The organism is Pseudomonas sp. GW456-12-10-14-LB2, assembly GCF_002884345.1.
GTDB classification, from domain to species: Bacteria; Pseudomonadota; Gammaproteobacteria; order Pseudomonadales; family Pseudomonadaceae; genus Aquipseudomonas; species Aquipseudomonas paraglycinae.
The window spans coordinates 50,148-65,870 of sequence record NZ_POHV01000025.1; the positions used below are offsets into that span (position 1 = coordinate 50,148).

Below are 15,723 nucleotides of genomic sequence, written 5' to 3' on the forward strand. Positions count from 1 at the left end.
GGTTTTCAACGATGCCGTCACGGACACCTGAAAGCTGGCCCCACGGCGCGATCATGCTGGATGCCGAGCACACCCAATTCGCGCTGTGGGCGCCGGATGCATTTTACGTCAGCGTCGAGCTGGACAACGGCCAGTCCCTGCCAATGCTGCCCCAGGGCGAGGGCTGGTTTGTCATCAAGACCCGCTGCCCTGCCGGCAGCCGCTATCGTTTCAATATCGATGGCGAACTGGAGGTGCCCGACCCGGCCTCCAGGGCGCAGGACGGTGATCTCGACCGCCACAGCGTGGTGGTCGATCCGCACCGTTATTCCTGGCGCAACACCACGTGGCAAGGGCGCCCCTGGAATGAAGCGGTCATTTATGAACTGCATGTCGGCGCGCTCGGCGGATTTGCCGAAGTCGAGCAGCATCTCTCACGCCTCGCGGAGCTCGGCATCACCGCCATCGAGTTGATGCCGATCGCGCAGTTTCCCGGCGATCGCAACTGGGGCTACGACGGCGTGCTGCACTACGCGCCGCAGGCCAGTTACGGCACGCCGGAACAACTCAAACATTTGATCGACAGTGCCCACGGTTATGGCCTGGCAGTGATTCTGGACGTGGTCTACAACCACTTCGGCCCCGATGGCAATTACCTGCATCGTTACGCCAAGGGCTTTTTCCGCGAAGACAAACACACACCGTGGGGCGCGGCCATCGACTTTCGTCGTCGCGAAGTGCGGGACTTCTTCGTCGAAAACGCCTTGATGTGGCTGCTGGAATACCGCTTCGACGGCCTGCGACTGGACGCGGTGCACGCCATACAAAGCCCCGATTTTCTGCCTGAACTGGCACATCGTATCCGTCAGCAGATCGACCCTGCCCGCTACGTTTGGCTGACCATCGAGAACGAACTCAACCAGTCGAGCCTGTTGGAGGAGAACTACGACGCGCAGTGGAACGACGACGGCCATAACGCCCTGCACGTGTTGCTGACCGGTGAAACCGACGCCTATTACGCGGACTATGCACTGCAACCCACCGAACAACTGGCCCGCTGCCTGAGCCAGGGTTTCGTGTTTCAGGGTCACATCACCCGCCACGGTGAACCGCGCGGCGAGCCAAGCGAGCATCTGCCCTCCACCGCATTCGTGCTGTTCCTGCAGAATCACGACCAGATCGGCAACCGTGCCTTCGGCGAGCGCCTGCATCAATTGGCCGACCCGCGCGCGGTGGAGGCTGCGACAGCGCTGCTGTTGTTGTCACCGATGATTCCGCTGATGTTCATGGGCGACGAGTACGCCGCCGAACAGCCGTTCCTGTTTTTCACCAGCCACCATGGCGAACTGGCGAAACTGGTACGTGAAGGTCGGCGTAACGAGTTTGCGGCGTTCAGCGCTTTCTCCGATCCGCACAAGCGCGAGCAGATTCCCGATCCGAACGCCGAGCAAACCTTTCACGCCTCACAACCGCGGCTGGTCGGCAGCGGCACAGCTCGGCAACGGGAGACGTTGGCGCTGTACCGCCAACTGCTGCAATTGCGCCATCAATACATCATTCCCAACCTGTCCGGAACGCAGGCACTCGGCGCCCAGGTGCTGGGGCCCGGGGCGGTCAGCGCGCGCTGGCGGCTGGGCGATGGCAGCGAGCTGCGAATCGACCTGAACCTCAGCGATACGCCAGTGGTCAACCTTCCACAGACTGATTCGGTGTGGCTGTTTCGCCAGCCACCCGACACAGGCCTGTCGGATGAGGGGCAACTGCCCCCGTATTGCGCGCTCGTCAGCCTCACGGCCGCAACCCCTTTGCCACCCTTGGATGGAGAGCGCCTATGAGCGATGCGCAACTGGAAATTCTCGCCAGCCGAGCCGGCCTTGCCGTCGACTGGATCGACGCCAACGGGCGAGCGCAAAAAGTCGCCCCGGCGGTGCTGCGCAATGTGCTGACCGGCCTCGGCCACCCGGCCGGAACGGCCCAGGAAATCGACGCCAGCCTGCTTGAACTGCAACAGGTACAGGAAAATCGCCATCTGCCGCCACTGCTCACTGCCGATGTTGGCGTGGGCGTGGACCTGGCCCGTTATTTCGAACCCGAAACCCCTTGCGAGATTCACCTTGAAGACGGCTCGCGCCTGAGCCTCAAACTGGATGCCGAGGCCGTGCTGCCCGGCGAAATTCCGGTCGGCTACCAGCAAGTGCATATCGCCGATCAACAATTCACCCTGGCCGTGGCACCGGAACGCTGCTTCAGCGTGGGTGACGCGGTGGACAGCCCGATCCCGCGCGCGTGGGGCCTGAGCGTGCAGCTTTATGGCTTGCGCCGTCCCGGCGATGGCGGTTTCGGCGACACTCAGGCCCTGGAAGAACTGGCCCGGGTGGCCGGCGAGCGCGGCGCCGATGCCTTGGCGATCAGCCCGCTGCACGCGATGTTCAGCGCCGACACCGGGCGCTACAGCCCTTACTCGCCGTCCAGTCGGCTGTTTCTCAATCCGCTGTACGCCGCACCGGGCGCGATCCTCGGCGAGCGCGCGCTGCGCGATGCGATTGACGCAGCTGGCCTGAACGATCAGTTCGAACAACTGGAAAACCTGAAACTGATCGACTGGCCGAAAGCCGCCGAGGCCAAACTGAAACTGCTGCAAGCCTTGTACGACGGCTTCATCAGCGGCGAACACCCGTTGCACGCCGACTTCTCCAGCTTTCGTGATGCCGGCGGCGAAGCGCTGGAGAACCACTGCCGCTTCGAAGCCATTCAGGAGATGCGCGCCGCCCGTGGCGAAAGCCTCGACTGGCGCCAATGGCCGGAGCACTGGCACGACCCGCGCGGCGCCGCCCTCGGCGCGTTTGTCGAAGAATACGCCGAGCGCATCAGCTACTTCGCGTTCTGCCAGTGGTTGATCCACCGCTGCCTGGAACGCGCCCAGACCGCCGCTCGCAGCGCCGGCATGGGCATCGGCCTGATCGCCGACCTGGCGGTGGGTGCCGACGGCGCCGGCAGTCAGGCCTGGAGCTTTCAGGACGAACTGCTGGCCTCGCTGACCGTCGGCGCGCCGCCAGACATCCTCAATCGCTCGGGCCAGGGCTGGGGCATTTCCGCGTTTTCCCCGGAAGGTCTGGTGCGTAACGGCTTTCGCGCATTCATCGACATGCTGCGCGCCAACTTCGCCCATGCCGGCGGGCTGCGCATCGACCATGTCATGGGCCTGCAACGGCTATGGGTAATCCCCAACGGCGCACTCCCGGCGGACGGCGCCTACCTGTATTACCCGGTGGACGACCTGCTGCGCTTGCTGACCCTCGAATCCCATCGCCATCAAGCGATCGTGCTCGGCGAAGACCTCGGCACCGTACCCGATGGCCTGCGGGAAAAACTCATCGCCCGCGCCATGCTCGGCATGCGCGTGCTGTTGTTCGAGCAGGACAACACCTATTTCAAACCGATCCTCGACTGGCCGGACAACGCCTTGGCCACCACCAGCACCCACGATCTGCCAACGCTCAACGGCTGGTGGCACGGCCGCGACATCGACTGGAATGCGCGACTGGGACTGATCGACGCCAACGGCGAAATCGACTGGCGCCGTTACCGCGAACGGGAGCGTGAAGGCCTGCGCAACGCCCTGAGCCAGGACCCGCAAAACTTTCGCGAGGAATCCCACGAGGCTGATCAAGTGGTCGATGCCGCTGTCCGCTTCCTCGGCCACACCCGCGCGCCGCTGGTGCTGTTGCCACTGGAAGACGCGCTGGGCCTCGACGAACAGGCCAACCTGCCCGGCACCATCGACACCCACCCGAACTGGTCGCGCCGCTTGCCGGCTACCAGCGAGGCGTTGCTCGACGGTGTCGACGCAGCAAGACGCCTGGAACTATTGGCGTGTGCCCGCCTTCAGGCAGCCGAGCGTGACCAATGAGTGCATTGCCTATCCCGACACTGCGCGCCACGGTCCGCCTGCAATTTCATCGCGGTTTCACCCTCGATCAGGCGGTGCCGCTGGTGCCGTACTTCGCCCGACTCGGCATCAGCCACATTTATGCCTCACCGCTGCTCGCCGCGCGCGCCGGCTCCATGCATGGCTACGACGTGGTCGACCCGACCCGGGTGAATCCGGAACTTGGCGGCGAGCCGGCCCTGCGCCGTCTGGTCGCCAGCCTGCGCGAACACGGCATGGGGCTGATCCTCGACATCGTCTCCAATCACATGGCGGTCGGTGGCGGCGACAACCCGTGGTGGCTTGACCTGCTGGAATGGGGCCGACTGAGCCCCTACGGTGAGTTCTTCGACATTCAGTGGCACTCCCCTGACCCGTTGGTGGAAGGCCAGTTGCTGCTGCCGTTTCTCGGCAGCGATTACGGCGTCGCGCTCCAGGACGCGACCCTGCCGCTGGTTTTCAACGCCGAGAGCGGCACGTTCCACGTCGAGCATTACGAGCATCACTTCCCGATCTGCCCCGGCGATTACGGCGAACTGCTCAAATCCGATGACGCCCCGAACAAAGCGCTCAAGGCCCTCGCCGACCGCTTCAGCGCGCTCAGTTATCAGACCGATGCCCGTTCGCTGGCCATCCCGCTCAAGGAAGAACTTCAGCAACTGGCCAGGGACCCGCAGATCCTCCAGGCCATTCAGCGCAACCTGACGCATTACGATTCGAAGACCGAAGAAGGTTTTCAACGCCTGCACCAATTGCTGGAGCGGCAAAGCTATCGCCTCGCGAGTTGGCGCACGGCGGCGGATGACATCAACTGGCGGCGCTTCTTCGACATCAACGAACTCGGCGGTTTGCGCGTCGAGCGTCCGGCAGTGTTCGAAGCGACCCACCAAAAGATTTTCCAGTTGATCGGCGAGGGATTGATCGACGGGCTGCGCATCGACCACATCGACGGTCTAGCCGACCCGCGCGGCTACTGCCGCAAACTGCGCCGTCGGCTCGACCATCTGGCGCCGGGCCGGCACTTGCCGATCTATGTCGAGAAGATCCTCGGCGACGGCGAAACCCTGCCCACCGACTGGGCCGTGGACGGCAGCACCGGCTACGAATTCATGAATCAGCTGTCGCTGCTGCAACACGATCCGGACGGCGAACATGTGCTGGGCGATTTGTGGAAGCGCCGCACCGAGCGTCCCGCCGCGTTTATCGAAGAAGCGCAACTGGCGCGCCAGCAGATCCTCAACGGCTCGCTGGCCAGCGATTGCGAAAGCGTCGCCCAGGCCATGCTGCAAGTGGCGCGCGATGACCTGATGACCCGCGACCTCACGCTCGGCTCGATTCGTCGGGTGTTGCAGGCGTTGATCGTGCACTTCCCGGTCTATCGCACCTACATCACCCCGATGGGCCGCTCGGCGCGGGACGAGGTGTTTTTCCAGCAGGCCATGGACGGTGCGCGGCAGACATTGAGCGAAGCCGATTGGCCGGTGCTGGACTCCGTAGCCGGTTGGCTTGGCGGCCAGCCGTGGAGGCGCAAACCCCGTGGCCGTTCGCGCAAGATTCTGAAGCATGCATGCGTGCGTTTTCAGCAGCTCACTTCGCCGGCCGCGGCCAAAGCCGTGGAAGACACCGCGCTGTATCGCTCGGCAGTGCTGCTGTCGCGCAATGACGTCGGTTACAACACCGAGCAGTTCAGCGCGCCGGTCAGCGACTTTCACGCGGTGAACCAGCAACGTCTGGCGAGCTTCCCCGATAACCTGCTGGCCACCGCCACCCACGACCACAAACGCGGCGAAGACACTCGCGCGCGGCTGGCCGTGCTCAGCGAACGCAGCCATTGGTATGCCGAACAGATCGAGCTGTGGCGCGCGCTCGCTCGGCCGCTGCGCGATGACGATGAACTGCCGTCGTCGGCGGACGAGTTGATCCTCTATCAGGCGCTGCTCGGCAGCTGGCCGCTGGACCTGCGCGACGACGATCAGGCCGGTTTCGCCGACTACGCCAAACGCGTCTGGCAGTGGCAGCAGAAAGCCCTGCGCGAAGCCAAGCTGCAAAGCAGCTGGAGTGCGCCGAACGAGGCTTACGAAAACGCGGCTCAGGCGTTCACCGAACAACTGCTGCTGGCCCCCGAAGGCGAACTGCTGCGCGGTGCGCTCGCCAAGACCGTCAACAGCATCGCTGCCGCCGGCGCTCTCAACGGTCTGGCGCAAACCTTGCTGCGCATGACCGTGCCGGGGGTGCCGGATCTGTATCAGGGCAACGAGTTCTGGGACTTCAGCATGGTCGACCCGGACAACCGCCGGCCAGTGGACTACGCCGCCCGGCAGCAGGCGCTGGAGGCTCCCGCTCCGGTTCAGGAACTGTTGGTCAACTGGCGCGACGGGCGAATCAAGCAAGCATTGATCGCCCACGTGCTGCGCCTGCGCGCCGACGACACCGAGTTGTTTCGCCAGGGTTCGTACCAGGCCCTCGAGGTACTGGGCAGCCAGGCGCACAACGTGCTCGCGTTTGCCCGTGAGCATGGGGAGCGACGGATCATCGTGATCGTGCCGATCCGTTGCGCAACATTGCTGGAAAACAGTGCTGTGCCGATGGTTGACGCGCTGCGCTGGGGCGATACACGGGTCGTTCTACCGTTCGACGCCTCTGACGAAAATCTGAAGGGACTTTTTTCGAGCACCGCAGTCACAAAAAACAGGGAGCTGCAGGTCAGCACCGCGCTGGGGGATTTCCCGGTCAATCTGCTTATCCAACACGTCTAGCAGCATGAGTTCAGTTCAGGAGCATTGCGATGAGTACCGACGATAAACGCATCCGCGAATTCGCCTATCAGATCTGGGAATCCGAAGGTAAACCCGAAGGCCAGGAATCGCGCCACTGGGAGATGGCGCGCAAACTCGCCGAAGCCGAGGCGCTGGCACCGAAAAAATCGCCAAAGGCTGCCGGCAGTAAAACCGCCGGCAAGACCGCCACCAGCAAAGCCGTTGATGGCAAGGCTCCCGCTGCCAAACCCAAGGCGACGACGGCCAAGGCCAAGCCTGCCGGTGCCGCTAAAGTGATTCCCCCGGGCGAAAAAGCCACCGAGAAAAAGCCCCGCGCGCCGCGCAAGCCGCCTGCGGTCTGACGCCCCCGAACCATTGATTTGAATAACCGTGTGGCGGGTTCGCTCGCCACCGAGGGCTCGTTCGTCCTCGAAAACTCGCCATTCCCTTGTGGGAGCGAGCCTGCTCGCGATTGCGGCTGGACATCCACCGCGGGTGTCAACAGGTACAAAGCCATCGCGAGCAGGCTCGCTCCCACAGAAGATTGATGTTCACCCCGACTTACTGACTTGCAGGAGCACCTATGACCCGTCCAAAGAAAGCCGAGCCCACCGCGCACGCCGAACCCTCGCGCATCCGTGAAGGCCTGCCCTTCCCGCTCGGCGCGACCTGGGATGGTCTGGGGGTGAACTTTGCGCTGTTTTCCGCCAACGCGACCCGGGTCGAGTTGTGCATTTTCGACGATGCCGGCGAAGTCGAACTCGAACGCATCGAGCTCCCGGAATACACCGACGAGATCTACCACGGCTACCTGCCCGATGCACATCCGGGCCTGATCTACGGCTATCGCGTCTACGGCCCGTACGACCCGGCCAACGGCCATCGCTTCAATCACAACAAATTGCTGATCGACCCGTACGCCAAGCAACTGGTGGGCGAGTTGAAATGGTCCGAGGCGCTGTTCGGCTACACCATCGGCCACCCCGACGCCGACCTCAGTTTCGACGAGCGCGACAGTGCGCCCTTTGTCCCCAAGTGCAAGGTCATCGACCCGGCGCACACCTGGGGCCACGACCATCGCGTCAGCGTGCCGTGGGACAAGACCATCATTTACGAAACCCACGTGCGCGGCATCAGCATGCGCCACCCTTCGGTGCCGGAGAACGTGCGTGGCACGTTTGCCGGACTGATGGTCGACGACGTGCTGGAGCACATTCGCAAACTCGGCGTGTCGACTGTTGAATTGCTGCCGATCCATGCCTTCGTCAACGACCAGCACCTGCTGCACAAAGGCATGACCAATTACTGGGGTTACAACAGCATCGCGTTCTTCGCCCCGGATCCGCGCTACCTGGCCAGCGGCAAGATCGCCGAATTCAAGGAGATGGTCGCGCATCTGCACGACGCCAACCTCGAAGTGATTCTCGACGTGGTCTACAACCACACCGCCGAAGGCAACGAGCAAGGCCCGACCCTGTCGATGCGCGGGATCGATAACGCCTCGTACTATCGCCTGATGCCGGACGACAAGCGCTTTTACATCAACGATTCCGGTACCGGTAACACCCTCGACCTGAGCCATCCGTGCGTGCTGCAGATGGTCACCGACTCGCTGCGCTACTGGGCCAGCGAAATGCACGTCGACGGCTTCCGTTTCGATCTGGCGACCATTCTCGGTCGCTATCACGACGGTTTCGATGAACGTCACAGTTTCCTCGTTGCTTGCCGCCAGGATCCGGTACTGCGTCAGGTGAAAATGATCGCCGAGCCTTGGGACTGCGGCCCCGGTGGCTATCAGGTCGGCAACTTCCCGCCGGGCTGGGTCGAGTGGAACGACAAGTTCCGCGACACCGTGCGCGCGTTCTGGAAAGGCGACGACGGCCAGCTCGCCGACTTCGCCAGCCGCATGACGGCCTCCGGGGAAATGTTCAACCAGCGCGGTCGCCGGCCTTATTCTTCGGTCAACTTCGTCACTGCTCACGACGGTTTCACCCTTAACGATCTGGTGTCGTACAACGACAAGCACAACGAGGCCAACGACGAAAACAATCAGGACGGCAGCAACAACAACCTGTCCTGGAACCACGGCGTCGAAGGCCCTACCGACGACCCGGAAATCAACGCGCTGCGCCACCGGCAGATGCGCAACTTCTTCGCCACCCTGCTCTTGTCCCAAGGCACGCCAATGCTGGTGGCCGGTGACGAATTTGCTCGTACCCAGGACGGCAACAACAACGCCTATTGCCAGGACAGCGAGATCGGCTGGGTCAACTGGGACCTGAGCGAAGACGGCAAGGCGCTGCTGAAATTCGTCAAACGCCTGATCAAGTTGCGCCTGGCCTACCCGATCCTGCGACGCGGGCGTTTCCTGGTCGGCGAATACAACGAGGACATCGGCGTCAAGGACGTGACCTGGCTTGCGCCGGACGCCACGGAAATGACCACCGAGCACTGGCATGACGCGCAGAACCGCTGCATGGGCATGTTGCTTGACGGTCGTGCCCAGGAAACCGGGATCCGCCGCAAGGGTGCCGACGCCACGTTACTGCTGGTGGTCAACGCCCATCACGACATCGTCAACTTCACCTTGCCGGAAGTGCCTGAAGGCAGTTTCTGGACGTGCATGATCGATACCAACCAGCCATCGATCCGTGGCCAGGAGCGTTTTGAGTTCGGTCACGAGTACTCGGTCACCGGACGCTCGCTGCTGCTGTTTGAACTGCAACGCGAAGAAGAGGACTGACATGGACTTGCCCGTCTATCTCTCACGGCACGCGCCGGACTACCGCGACACTGCCGCCCTCGGCCTGTGTCTGCGGCAACTGGTCGAGGCCGGCCTCGATCGCCTGCCGTTACCCGGCAGCGGTCGTACGCTGGAGCGCTGGCAACGGCTGTCCGAGGTCGGTGGGCACGATCTGGGGCTGTGCAAACTCTACGAAGGCCATACCGATGCGTTGGCAATCATCGAACAACTCGGTGGCTCGCCGACGCCCGGCAGCACGTGGGGCATGTGGGCGGCCGAACCACCGCAGGCGCGGGTGCGGGTCGGCCGCTCGGGGCAACTGGTGCGGCTGAACGGACGCAAGGCCTGGTGCTCCGGGGCGGCGGTGCTCAGTCATGCCCTGCTGACGGCGTGGGATGAGGACGATCGCCAGCAACTGGTGGCCGTGGCCCTCGACCAACCGGGCGTGACCGTCACCGATCAAGGCTGGCAAGCGGTCGGCATGGCGGCCACCGGCAGCGTCGAGGTGCTGTTCGACGAAGTCGAGGCGCAGGCGATTGGCGATCCTGGCGACTACCTGCAACGTCCGGGGTTCTGGCACGGCGGTATCGGGATTGCCGCGTGCTGGTACGGCGCCGCGAGGGAAATCGGTGAACAGCTGCGCCAGCAATGTGCCCGACGTGAAGAACCCCATTCGCTGGCCAGTCTCGGCGCCGTCGACAGCGCCTTGCACGCCGCAGCTCAAGCGCTGCGCGTCAGTGCGCTGGACATCGACAGCAATCCCCACGCCAACGCCGAGTTGCTGGCCCGCCGTGTACGCGCCGTGGTCGAAGATGCCGCCGAACAGGTCATTCGCGAGACAGGTCGGGCGCTCGGTGCCGGGCCGTTCTGCAAGGATCCGCACTTTGCCCGCCTGGCGGCCGACTTGCCGGTTTACCTGCGCCAGAGCCACGCTGAACGCGATCTGGCAGCACTGGGCCGATTGATTTCGCAGCACCCACGCGAGGGTTGGGCCCTATGAAGCGCAATCCGATTGTCGGCGAAGGCACCTCCCTGCAGGAATGGCAGAGCTCACGTCATCTGGCAGCGGTAGACAGTATCGACATTCTTGATCTGGTACCGCCGGGATCGCGAGCGGTGGTGATTGCGCCGCACCCCGACGATGAAGTGCTCGGTTGCGGCGGGCTGTTGCAACAGCTCGCCGCCGCGGGGCGCACGCTGCAACTGATTTCGGTCACCGATGGCAGCGCCAGCCATCCAGGTTCGGAGCGCTGGCCGGTGGAGCGCTTGAGCGTGGTGCGCCCGCAGGAATCCGCCGAAGCCCTGCGTCGTCTTGGCCTGCCCATGCATCAGGTGCAATGGCTGCGCGGCGGCTTCCCCGACACCCAGGTCGCCGCGCGCGAATCGATGCTGTGTGAATACCTGACCCGCTACCTGCAACCCGACGACGTGATCTTCACCACCTGGCGCGAAGACGGCCACAGCGACCACGAAGCCGTCGGTCGCGCCAGCGTCGAGGCTGCGCGCCGGGTGGGTGCAATTTGCCACGAGCTGCCGGTCTGGACCTGGCACTGGGCAACGCCTGAAGACGCCATCGTGCCTTGGGAACGGGCGCGCAAAATCCTGCTCAGCCCGGAGCAGGTCGCACGCAAACGCCATGCGGTGCACGCCTTCGCCAGCCAGCTGGAGGGTGATCCCGACGCAGGCCTGGCCCCGGTGCTCAAACCCTATGTCATCGATCGACTGCTGCAACCATTCGAGGTGGTCTTTCTATGAGTGTCGAAGATCGCTACTTCGAAGGCCTGTTCGCCGGCAATAACGACCCCTGGGGATTTCGCCAGCGCTGGTACGAGCAGCGCAAACGCCTCGTGACCCTGGCGGCCCTGCCCCGCCCGCATTACCGGACGATTTTCGAACCCGGTTGCGCCAACGGCGAACTGAGCGCCGCGCTGGCCGAACGCTGTGATCAGCTGTTGTGCTGCGACACAAGCGCCGCCGCGGTCAATCTGGCGCGCACCCGGCTTAGCCTGTTCGACCACGCCGAAGTCCGTCAATGTCGGTTGCCTGGCGACTGGCCGGCGGAAAAATTCGACCTGATCGTATTCAGCGAAATCGGCTACTACCTCGACCGGCAGGATCTGACGAAGGTCATCCATCGCATCAGTGATTCATTGACGGCAGACGGGCAATTACTGGCCTGTCACTGGCGCCCGGTTATCGAAGGCTGCCCGCTTAATGCCCGACAGGTTCACGACCTGATTCACGAACAGTTGCACCTGCCGCGAGTGGTCCTGCATCAGGAAGCGGATTTTCTGCTGGAAGTCTGGAGTCGCGAACCTCGTTCGGTGGCCGCGCTGGAGGGGTTGCGATGATTGGCATCCTGATCCCGGCACACAACGAAGAAGAGTGGCTCGATGACTGCCTGCACGCCGCCTTGCGCGCCGCCGGGCATCCGATGCTGGCCGGTGAGCCGGTGGAGGTCCTGGTGGTACTCGACAGTTGTACCGACCGTTCGGCGCACATCGTCAGCCAGTATCCGGTGCAGGCCTTGAGCATTGATGCCCGCAATGTCGGCCAGGCCCGGGCCATCGGCGCGCAACAACTGCTTGATCGGGGTGCTCGCTGGATTTCCTGCTCCGACGCCGACAGCCGCGTCGCCGAAGACTGGCTGGTGGAACAACTGGGATTGGGCACCGATGCGGTATGCGGCACGGTGACGGTCGAGCGCTGGCATGAAACGTTCGATGAAGCCGCGCAGATTCGCTATCACGGTCATTACCAGGCCTGTGAAGGTCACCGGCACATCCATGGCGCCAATCTGGGTGTCAGCGCGCAAGCCTACGTGCGCGCCGGCGGCTTCGAACCGTTGTCCTGTGACGAAGATGTGCAGCTGGTGCGCCAACTGGAGCTTTGCGGGGCCAGCATCGCCTGGAGCCATCGCCCGCAAGTCATCACCAGCGCCCGTCTGGACAGTCGCGCACGCGGCGGTTTTGGCGACTATCTGCGACAGTTGGCACAGACTGAATAAAAAAAAGCGGATCAGGTTGATCTGTGACGCGACGAACTGTCCTTCTTGAGCAATACTCTGCAGCGCAGCAATCCAGGGTTCGGAGCGCTGCAGGGCTATCCACCAGCCTTCACGGGTCGTGCACGCCTCTCATGGCGCGCACGACTGAGGGCGAGACACAACAAGGATGTATCACTCATGAAACCGTTATCCCTCAGCGAGAGCGGCCTGCCGGCGCAGATCTGGAACAGTGCCGCGCAGCTCGACAACATTCCCGTCATCAACACCCACACATTGGTTCCACCCGGTGCCCGCGCCGTGGTCATCGCCCCGCACCCCGGCGATGAAGTGGTGACCTGCGGCGGCCTGCTGCAACTGCTTTCCAGCCTCGGCCATCCCTTGCAACTGCTGTCGATCACCGATGGCAGCGCCAGTCATCCGGGCTCTCGCCAGTGGTCGGAGAAACGCCTGAGCGTGTTTCGCCCGCAGGAGAGTGTCGAAGCCCTGCGCCGTCTGGGATTGCCAATGCACAGCCTGAAATGGGTGCGCGGCGGTTTCACCGACAACGCCCTGCACGATCAGGAATCTCAACTGACCGAATTCATCGCCCGCTATCTGCGTCCTGGTGATGTGGTTTTCAGCACCTGGTGCAACGACGGCACCGCCGATCATGAAGTGGTCGGCCGGGCCAGCGCCAAAGCCGCGCAACAGTTCGGCGCCACCTACCACGATGTGCCGGTCTGGGCCTGGCACTGGCCGGAACGGGATCAGGCGCAGATTCCTTGGCACCGCGCACGCAAGCTGCGCCTCGATACCTGGACCGTCGCGCGCAAGAGCCACGCCACCCATGCCTACGCCAGTCAACTCAATGGCGAACCGGCGATCGGGATCGCGCCGCTGCTGCCCAAGTCGATTCTGGAACGCATGCGCCTGCCCTACGAGATCGTTTTCGTCGATTGACGGTCCGTCGGGCGCGGGCAGCCACTCAAAGTGAACTCCCCGCGCCCGGATCAGTCGCATGAACAGGCAGTCATGATTCAGAGGAGTGAACGTGTCCAGCGATCCCAAGCGTCATGCCGTCGACGCACAGACCTCGACCCCGTCCGCCATCCATCGCCTGCGGGTGCTGACGGTCAATACGCACAAGGGTTTCACCGCGCTCAATCGACGTTTCATCCTTCCGGAACTGCGCGAAGCGGTGCGCAGTACCTCGGCCGATCTGGTGTTTCTGCAGGAAGTGGTGGGCGAGCACGAGCGGCATTCCAGCCGCTACAACGAATGGCCGCAAACTTCGCAGTACGAATTCCTCGCCGACAGCATGTGGAGCGATTTTGCCTACGGCCGCAATGCGGTCTATCCCGACGGCCATCATGGCAACGCCCTGTTGTCGAAATACCCGATCCGCGAATACCGCAACCTCGACGTCTCCATTACCGGCCCTGAACGGCGCGGGTTGTTGCACTGCGTCCTGGATGTGCCGGGGCATGCCGAAGTGCATGCCATCTGCGTGCACCTGAGCCTGCTCGAAAGCCATCGGCAATTGCAGTTGCAGCTGCTCTGCCAGTTGCTCGAATCGCTGCCCGACGATGCGCCGGTGATCATCGCCGGTGACTTCAATGACTGGCAGTTGCAAGGCAACGTCGCCCTCGCCCGCCGCGACTACCTGCACGAAGCCTTCGAACGCCATCACGGCCGCCCGGCCAAGACTTACCCTGCGCGTTTCCCGTTACTGCGACTGGACCGGGTCTACCTGCGCAATGCCAGCAGCCACGACCCGCGGATCCTCGGCAACAAACCGTGGACGCATCTCTCGGACCATTTGCCTCTGGCAGTTGAAGTGCATTTGTAGCGCGATACTGACAGCTGTCTTCACCCTAAAAGCCATGCGAAACCGGTTGCCGCATTCGGTTTCGCAGACCGGCTGTCGGCTATAAAACGTCTCTGCCTCGCGGCTTTCGCAGCCATTGGCTCTACAAACAAGCACTTAGATAAATACGCAAAAACATAAGCTTGCATCACCCGTTTTGACCCGACCACTCATCGTCCAATTTCTTGACGCAAGGGCCCCGGTCTTCTTAGCTCTACCTTACTACCCCCGGAAATACTACTCGGGGCGAACCTCAGGCCACTCGTCAAAACGGGCGGCCTCGGGCTCGCCACGCTCCATTCGGTCGCCCCTCGTTCGGGGTAGGAGAGACGCCAAGGCGAGATACCACATGCGCTAGCAAGGTAGAACTCCATGAAAACCTCACTCACCTCACAAGAGATCAAAGTCACGTTCTGCACCGTTTCAAGTTCTATCTTGCTGTGCTCGTCCATGGAGGCGCAGGCGGGTCCTGTGGCGGACGAGGCGACGCCCTGGTATCGCCAGGACATTCCCGTCATGACCCTCCCCGCCACGGTCGTGACCCCGGGGCCGCAACGGCTGAGCTCACAGCCGGATCTGCGCGGCACAAACCTGATCACCGAAGACCTCGCGCCCTCGGCCTGGGATCAACTCTACGGACAGACGTCCCGCCAGGCGCAAACCGACGTCCTCAGCCCGGGCTTCGCCACGCCCGGCACTGGCGACTTCAAAGGTCCCGCCGTGCTGACCCTGAAAAGCAGCAGCGGCCACACCCAGCAGGTCGGCCTGATCGGCGGGGTCAATCAGATCAAGGCCAATGGCAGCGGACTGATCACCAGCCGCGCCCTCGCCGATCCGAACACCGACACCCTCAACCTGCAAGGCCAGAGCCTGGGTGCCTACTACAGCTTGATCGGCCCGCAGGGCTGGCACGTCGATCTGTCGGCCAGTGGCGGTCGGGTCAGCGGTTTCAGCCGCAACGAGCAAGGCGCACGCCTGGCCACCGAAGGCAGCGCGATGACGCTGTCGGTGGAAGGCGGATTCCCGATCGGTCTGGGTGAAAACTGGGTGGTTGAACCGCAGGCGCAATTGATCAATCAGCGCATCACCCTGGACACGCCCTATGCGGGCTCGGGCAATGCGTCTTCCAGCGACATTTCATCGTGGAGTGGCCGGGTCGGTGCACGCTTGAAAGGCAGTTACGATCTGAACGGTCTGCCGGTCGAACCCTACGTGCGCACGAACCTGTGGCACACGGTTTATACCGGCAACACGGTGACGCTGGATCAGGTGGACAAGATCAGCAGCAGCCGCAAGTCCTCGACGGTGGAAGTCGGACTGGGACTGGTGGCCAGAATGACGCCGACAGTGAGCCTGTACGTCAGTGCCGACTACAGCAGTGATGTCGACGACAACGACCTGAACGGGTTGATTGGCAGCCTGGGGGTCCGGATGCGCTGGTGACTTCTTCTGCATGATCGTTCC

At 63.1% G+C, this 15,723-nt stretch carries 12 protein-coding genes; all 12 read left to right on the forward strand.

What is annotated here, in order from left to right; all coding sequences use genetic code 11:
- The first annotated feature begins 11 nt into the window (after positions 1 to 11).
- The 12 genes from treZ to C1X29_RS18235 all read left to right on the forward strand — a co-directional run bounded on the left by treZ (position 12) and on the right by C1X29_RS18235 (position 15,702).
- Positions 12 to 1,814 (forward strand): malto-oligosyltrehalose trehalohydrolase, encoded by a 1,803-nt coding sequence (gene treZ, locus C1X29_RS18180; protein WP_102686263.1) that lies wholly within the window; start codon positions 12 to 14, stop codon positions 1,812 to 1,814.
- Positions 1,811 to 3,889: a 4-alpha-glucanotransferase gene (gene malQ, locus C1X29_RS18185; RefSeq protein WP_102718035.1), complete on the forward strand. Its 2,079-nt coding sequence runs from the start codon at positions 1,811 to 1,813 to the stop codon at positions 3,887 to 3,889. The genes treZ and malQ overlap by 4 nt, the downstream gene beginning before the upstream one ends.
- Positions 3,886 to 6,663 (forward strand): malto-oligosyltrehalose synthase, encoded by a 2,778-nt coding sequence (locus tag C1X29_RS18190; protein WP_102718036.1) that lies wholly within the window; start codon positions 3,886 to 3,888, stop codon positions 6,661 to 6,663. Before malQ ends, C1X29_RS18190 begins: the two co-directional genes overlap by 4 nt.
- Before the next feature lie 29 nt (positions 6,664 to 6,692).
- A complete protein-coding gene (locus C1X29_RS18195; protein WP_102686266.1) occupies positions 6,693 to 7,025 on the forward strand; it encodes a DUF2934 domain-containing protein in 333 nt (110 codons plus the stop codon).
- Positions 7,026 to 7,246: 221 nt separating this feature from the next.
- Positions 7,247 to 9,406: a glycogen debranching protein GlgX gene (gene glgX, locus C1X29_RS18200; RefSeq protein ID WP_085745821.1), complete on the forward strand. Its 2,160-nt coding sequence runs from the start codon at positions 7,247 to 7,249 to the stop codon at positions 9,404 to 9,406.
- Between the two features lies 1 nt (position 9,407).
- On the forward strand, positions 9,408 to 10,406 hold the full coding sequence (locus tag C1X29_RS18205) for an acyl-CoA dehydrogenase (RefSeq protein WP_102718037.1): 999 nt from the start codon (positions 9,408 to 9,410) through the stop codon (positions 10,404 to 10,406).
- Complete coding sequence (locus C1X29_RS18210; RefSeq protein ID WP_085745823.1) at positions 10,403 to 11,161, forward strand: PIG-L deacetylase family protein; 759 nt, start codon at positions 10,403 to 10,405, stop codon at positions 11,159 to 11,161. The genes C1X29_RS18205 and C1X29_RS18210 overlap by 4 nt, the downstream gene beginning before the upstream one ends.
- Positions 11,158 to 11,757: an SAM-dependent methyltransferase gene (locus C1X29_RS18215; RefSeq protein ID WP_102718038.1), complete on the forward strand. Its 600-nt coding sequence runs from the start codon at positions 11,158 to 11,160 to the stop codon at positions 11,755 to 11,757. The genes C1X29_RS18210 and C1X29_RS18215 overlap by 4 nt, the downstream gene beginning before the upstream one ends.
- A complete protein-coding gene (locus C1X29_RS18220) occupies positions 11,754 to 12,413 on the forward strand; it encodes a glycosyltransferase family 2 protein (RefSeq protein ID WP_085745825.1) in 660 nt (219 codons plus the stop codon). The genes C1X29_RS18215 and C1X29_RS18220 overlap by 4 nt, the downstream gene beginning before the upstream one ends.
- A gap of 177 nt (positions 12,414 to 12,590) precedes the next feature.
- Positions 12,591 to 13,352 (forward strand): PIG-L deacetylase family protein, encoded by a 762-nt coding sequence (locus tag C1X29_RS18225; RefSeq protein WP_102718039.1) that lies wholly within the window; start codon positions 12,591 to 12,593, stop codon positions 13,350 to 13,352.
- Positions 13,353 to 13,443: 91 nt separating this feature from the next.
- Positions 13,444 to 14,241, forward strand: coding sequence for an endonuclease/exonuclease/phosphatase family protein (locus C1X29_RS18230; RefSeq protein WP_085605158.1), 798 nt, complete (start codon positions 13,444 to 13,446; stop codon positions 14,239 to 14,241).
- A gap of 390 nt (positions 14,242 to 14,631) precedes the next feature.
- Complete coding sequence (locus C1X29_RS18235) at positions 14,632 to 15,702, forward strand: autotransporter outer membrane beta-barrel domain-containing protein (protein ID WP_102718040.1); 1,071 nt, start codon at positions 14,632 to 14,634, stop codon at positions 15,700 to 15,702.
- Positions 15,703 to 15,723 lie beyond the last annotated feature (21 nt).

Excerpts from the sequence above, each read along its gene's own strand:
- treZ (WP_102686263.1), top strand. The coding sequence starts at position 12 with ATGCCGTCACGGACACCTGAAAGCTGGCCCCACGGCGCGATCATGCTG.
- malQ (WP_102718035.1), top strand. The coding sequence starts at position 1,811 with ATGAGCGATGCGCAACTGGAAATTCTCGCCAGCCGAGCCGGCCTTGCC.
- C1X29_RS18190 (WP_102718036.1), top strand. The coding sequence starts at position 3,886 with ATGAGTGCATTGCCTATCCCGACACTGCGCGCCACGGTCCGCCTGCAA.
- C1X29_RS18195 (WP_102686266.1), top strand. The coding sequence starts at position 6,693 with ATGAGTACCGACGATAAACGCATCCGCGAATTCGCCTATCAGATCTGG.
- glgX (WP_085745821.1), top strand. The coding sequence starts at position 7,247 with ATGACCCGTCCAAAGAAAGCCGAGCCCACCGCGCACGCCGAACCCTCG.
- C1X29_RS18205 (WP_102718037.1), top strand. The coding sequence starts at position 9,408 with ATGGACTTGCCCGTCTATCTCTCACGGCACGCGCCGGACTACCGCGAC.
- C1X29_RS18210 (WP_085745823.1), top strand. The coding sequence starts at position 10,403 with ATGAAGCGCAATCCGATTGTCGGCGAAGGCACCTCCCTGCAGGAATGG.
- C1X29_RS18215 (WP_102718038.1), top strand. The coding sequence starts at position 11,158 with ATGAGTGTCGAAGATCGCTACTTCGAAGGCCTGTTCGCCGGCAATAAC.
- C1X29_RS18220 (WP_085745825.1), top strand. The coding sequence starts at position 11,754 with ATGATTGGCATCCTGATCCCGGCACACAACGAAGAAGAGTGGCTCGAT.
- C1X29_RS18225 (WP_102718039.1), top strand. The coding sequence starts at position 12,591 with ATGAAACCGTTATCCCTCAGCGAGAGCGGCCTGCCGGCGCAGATCTGG.
- C1X29_RS18235 (WP_102718040.1), top strand. The coding sequence starts at position 14,632 with ATGAAAACCTCACTCACCTCACAAGAGATCAAAGTCACGTTCTGCACC.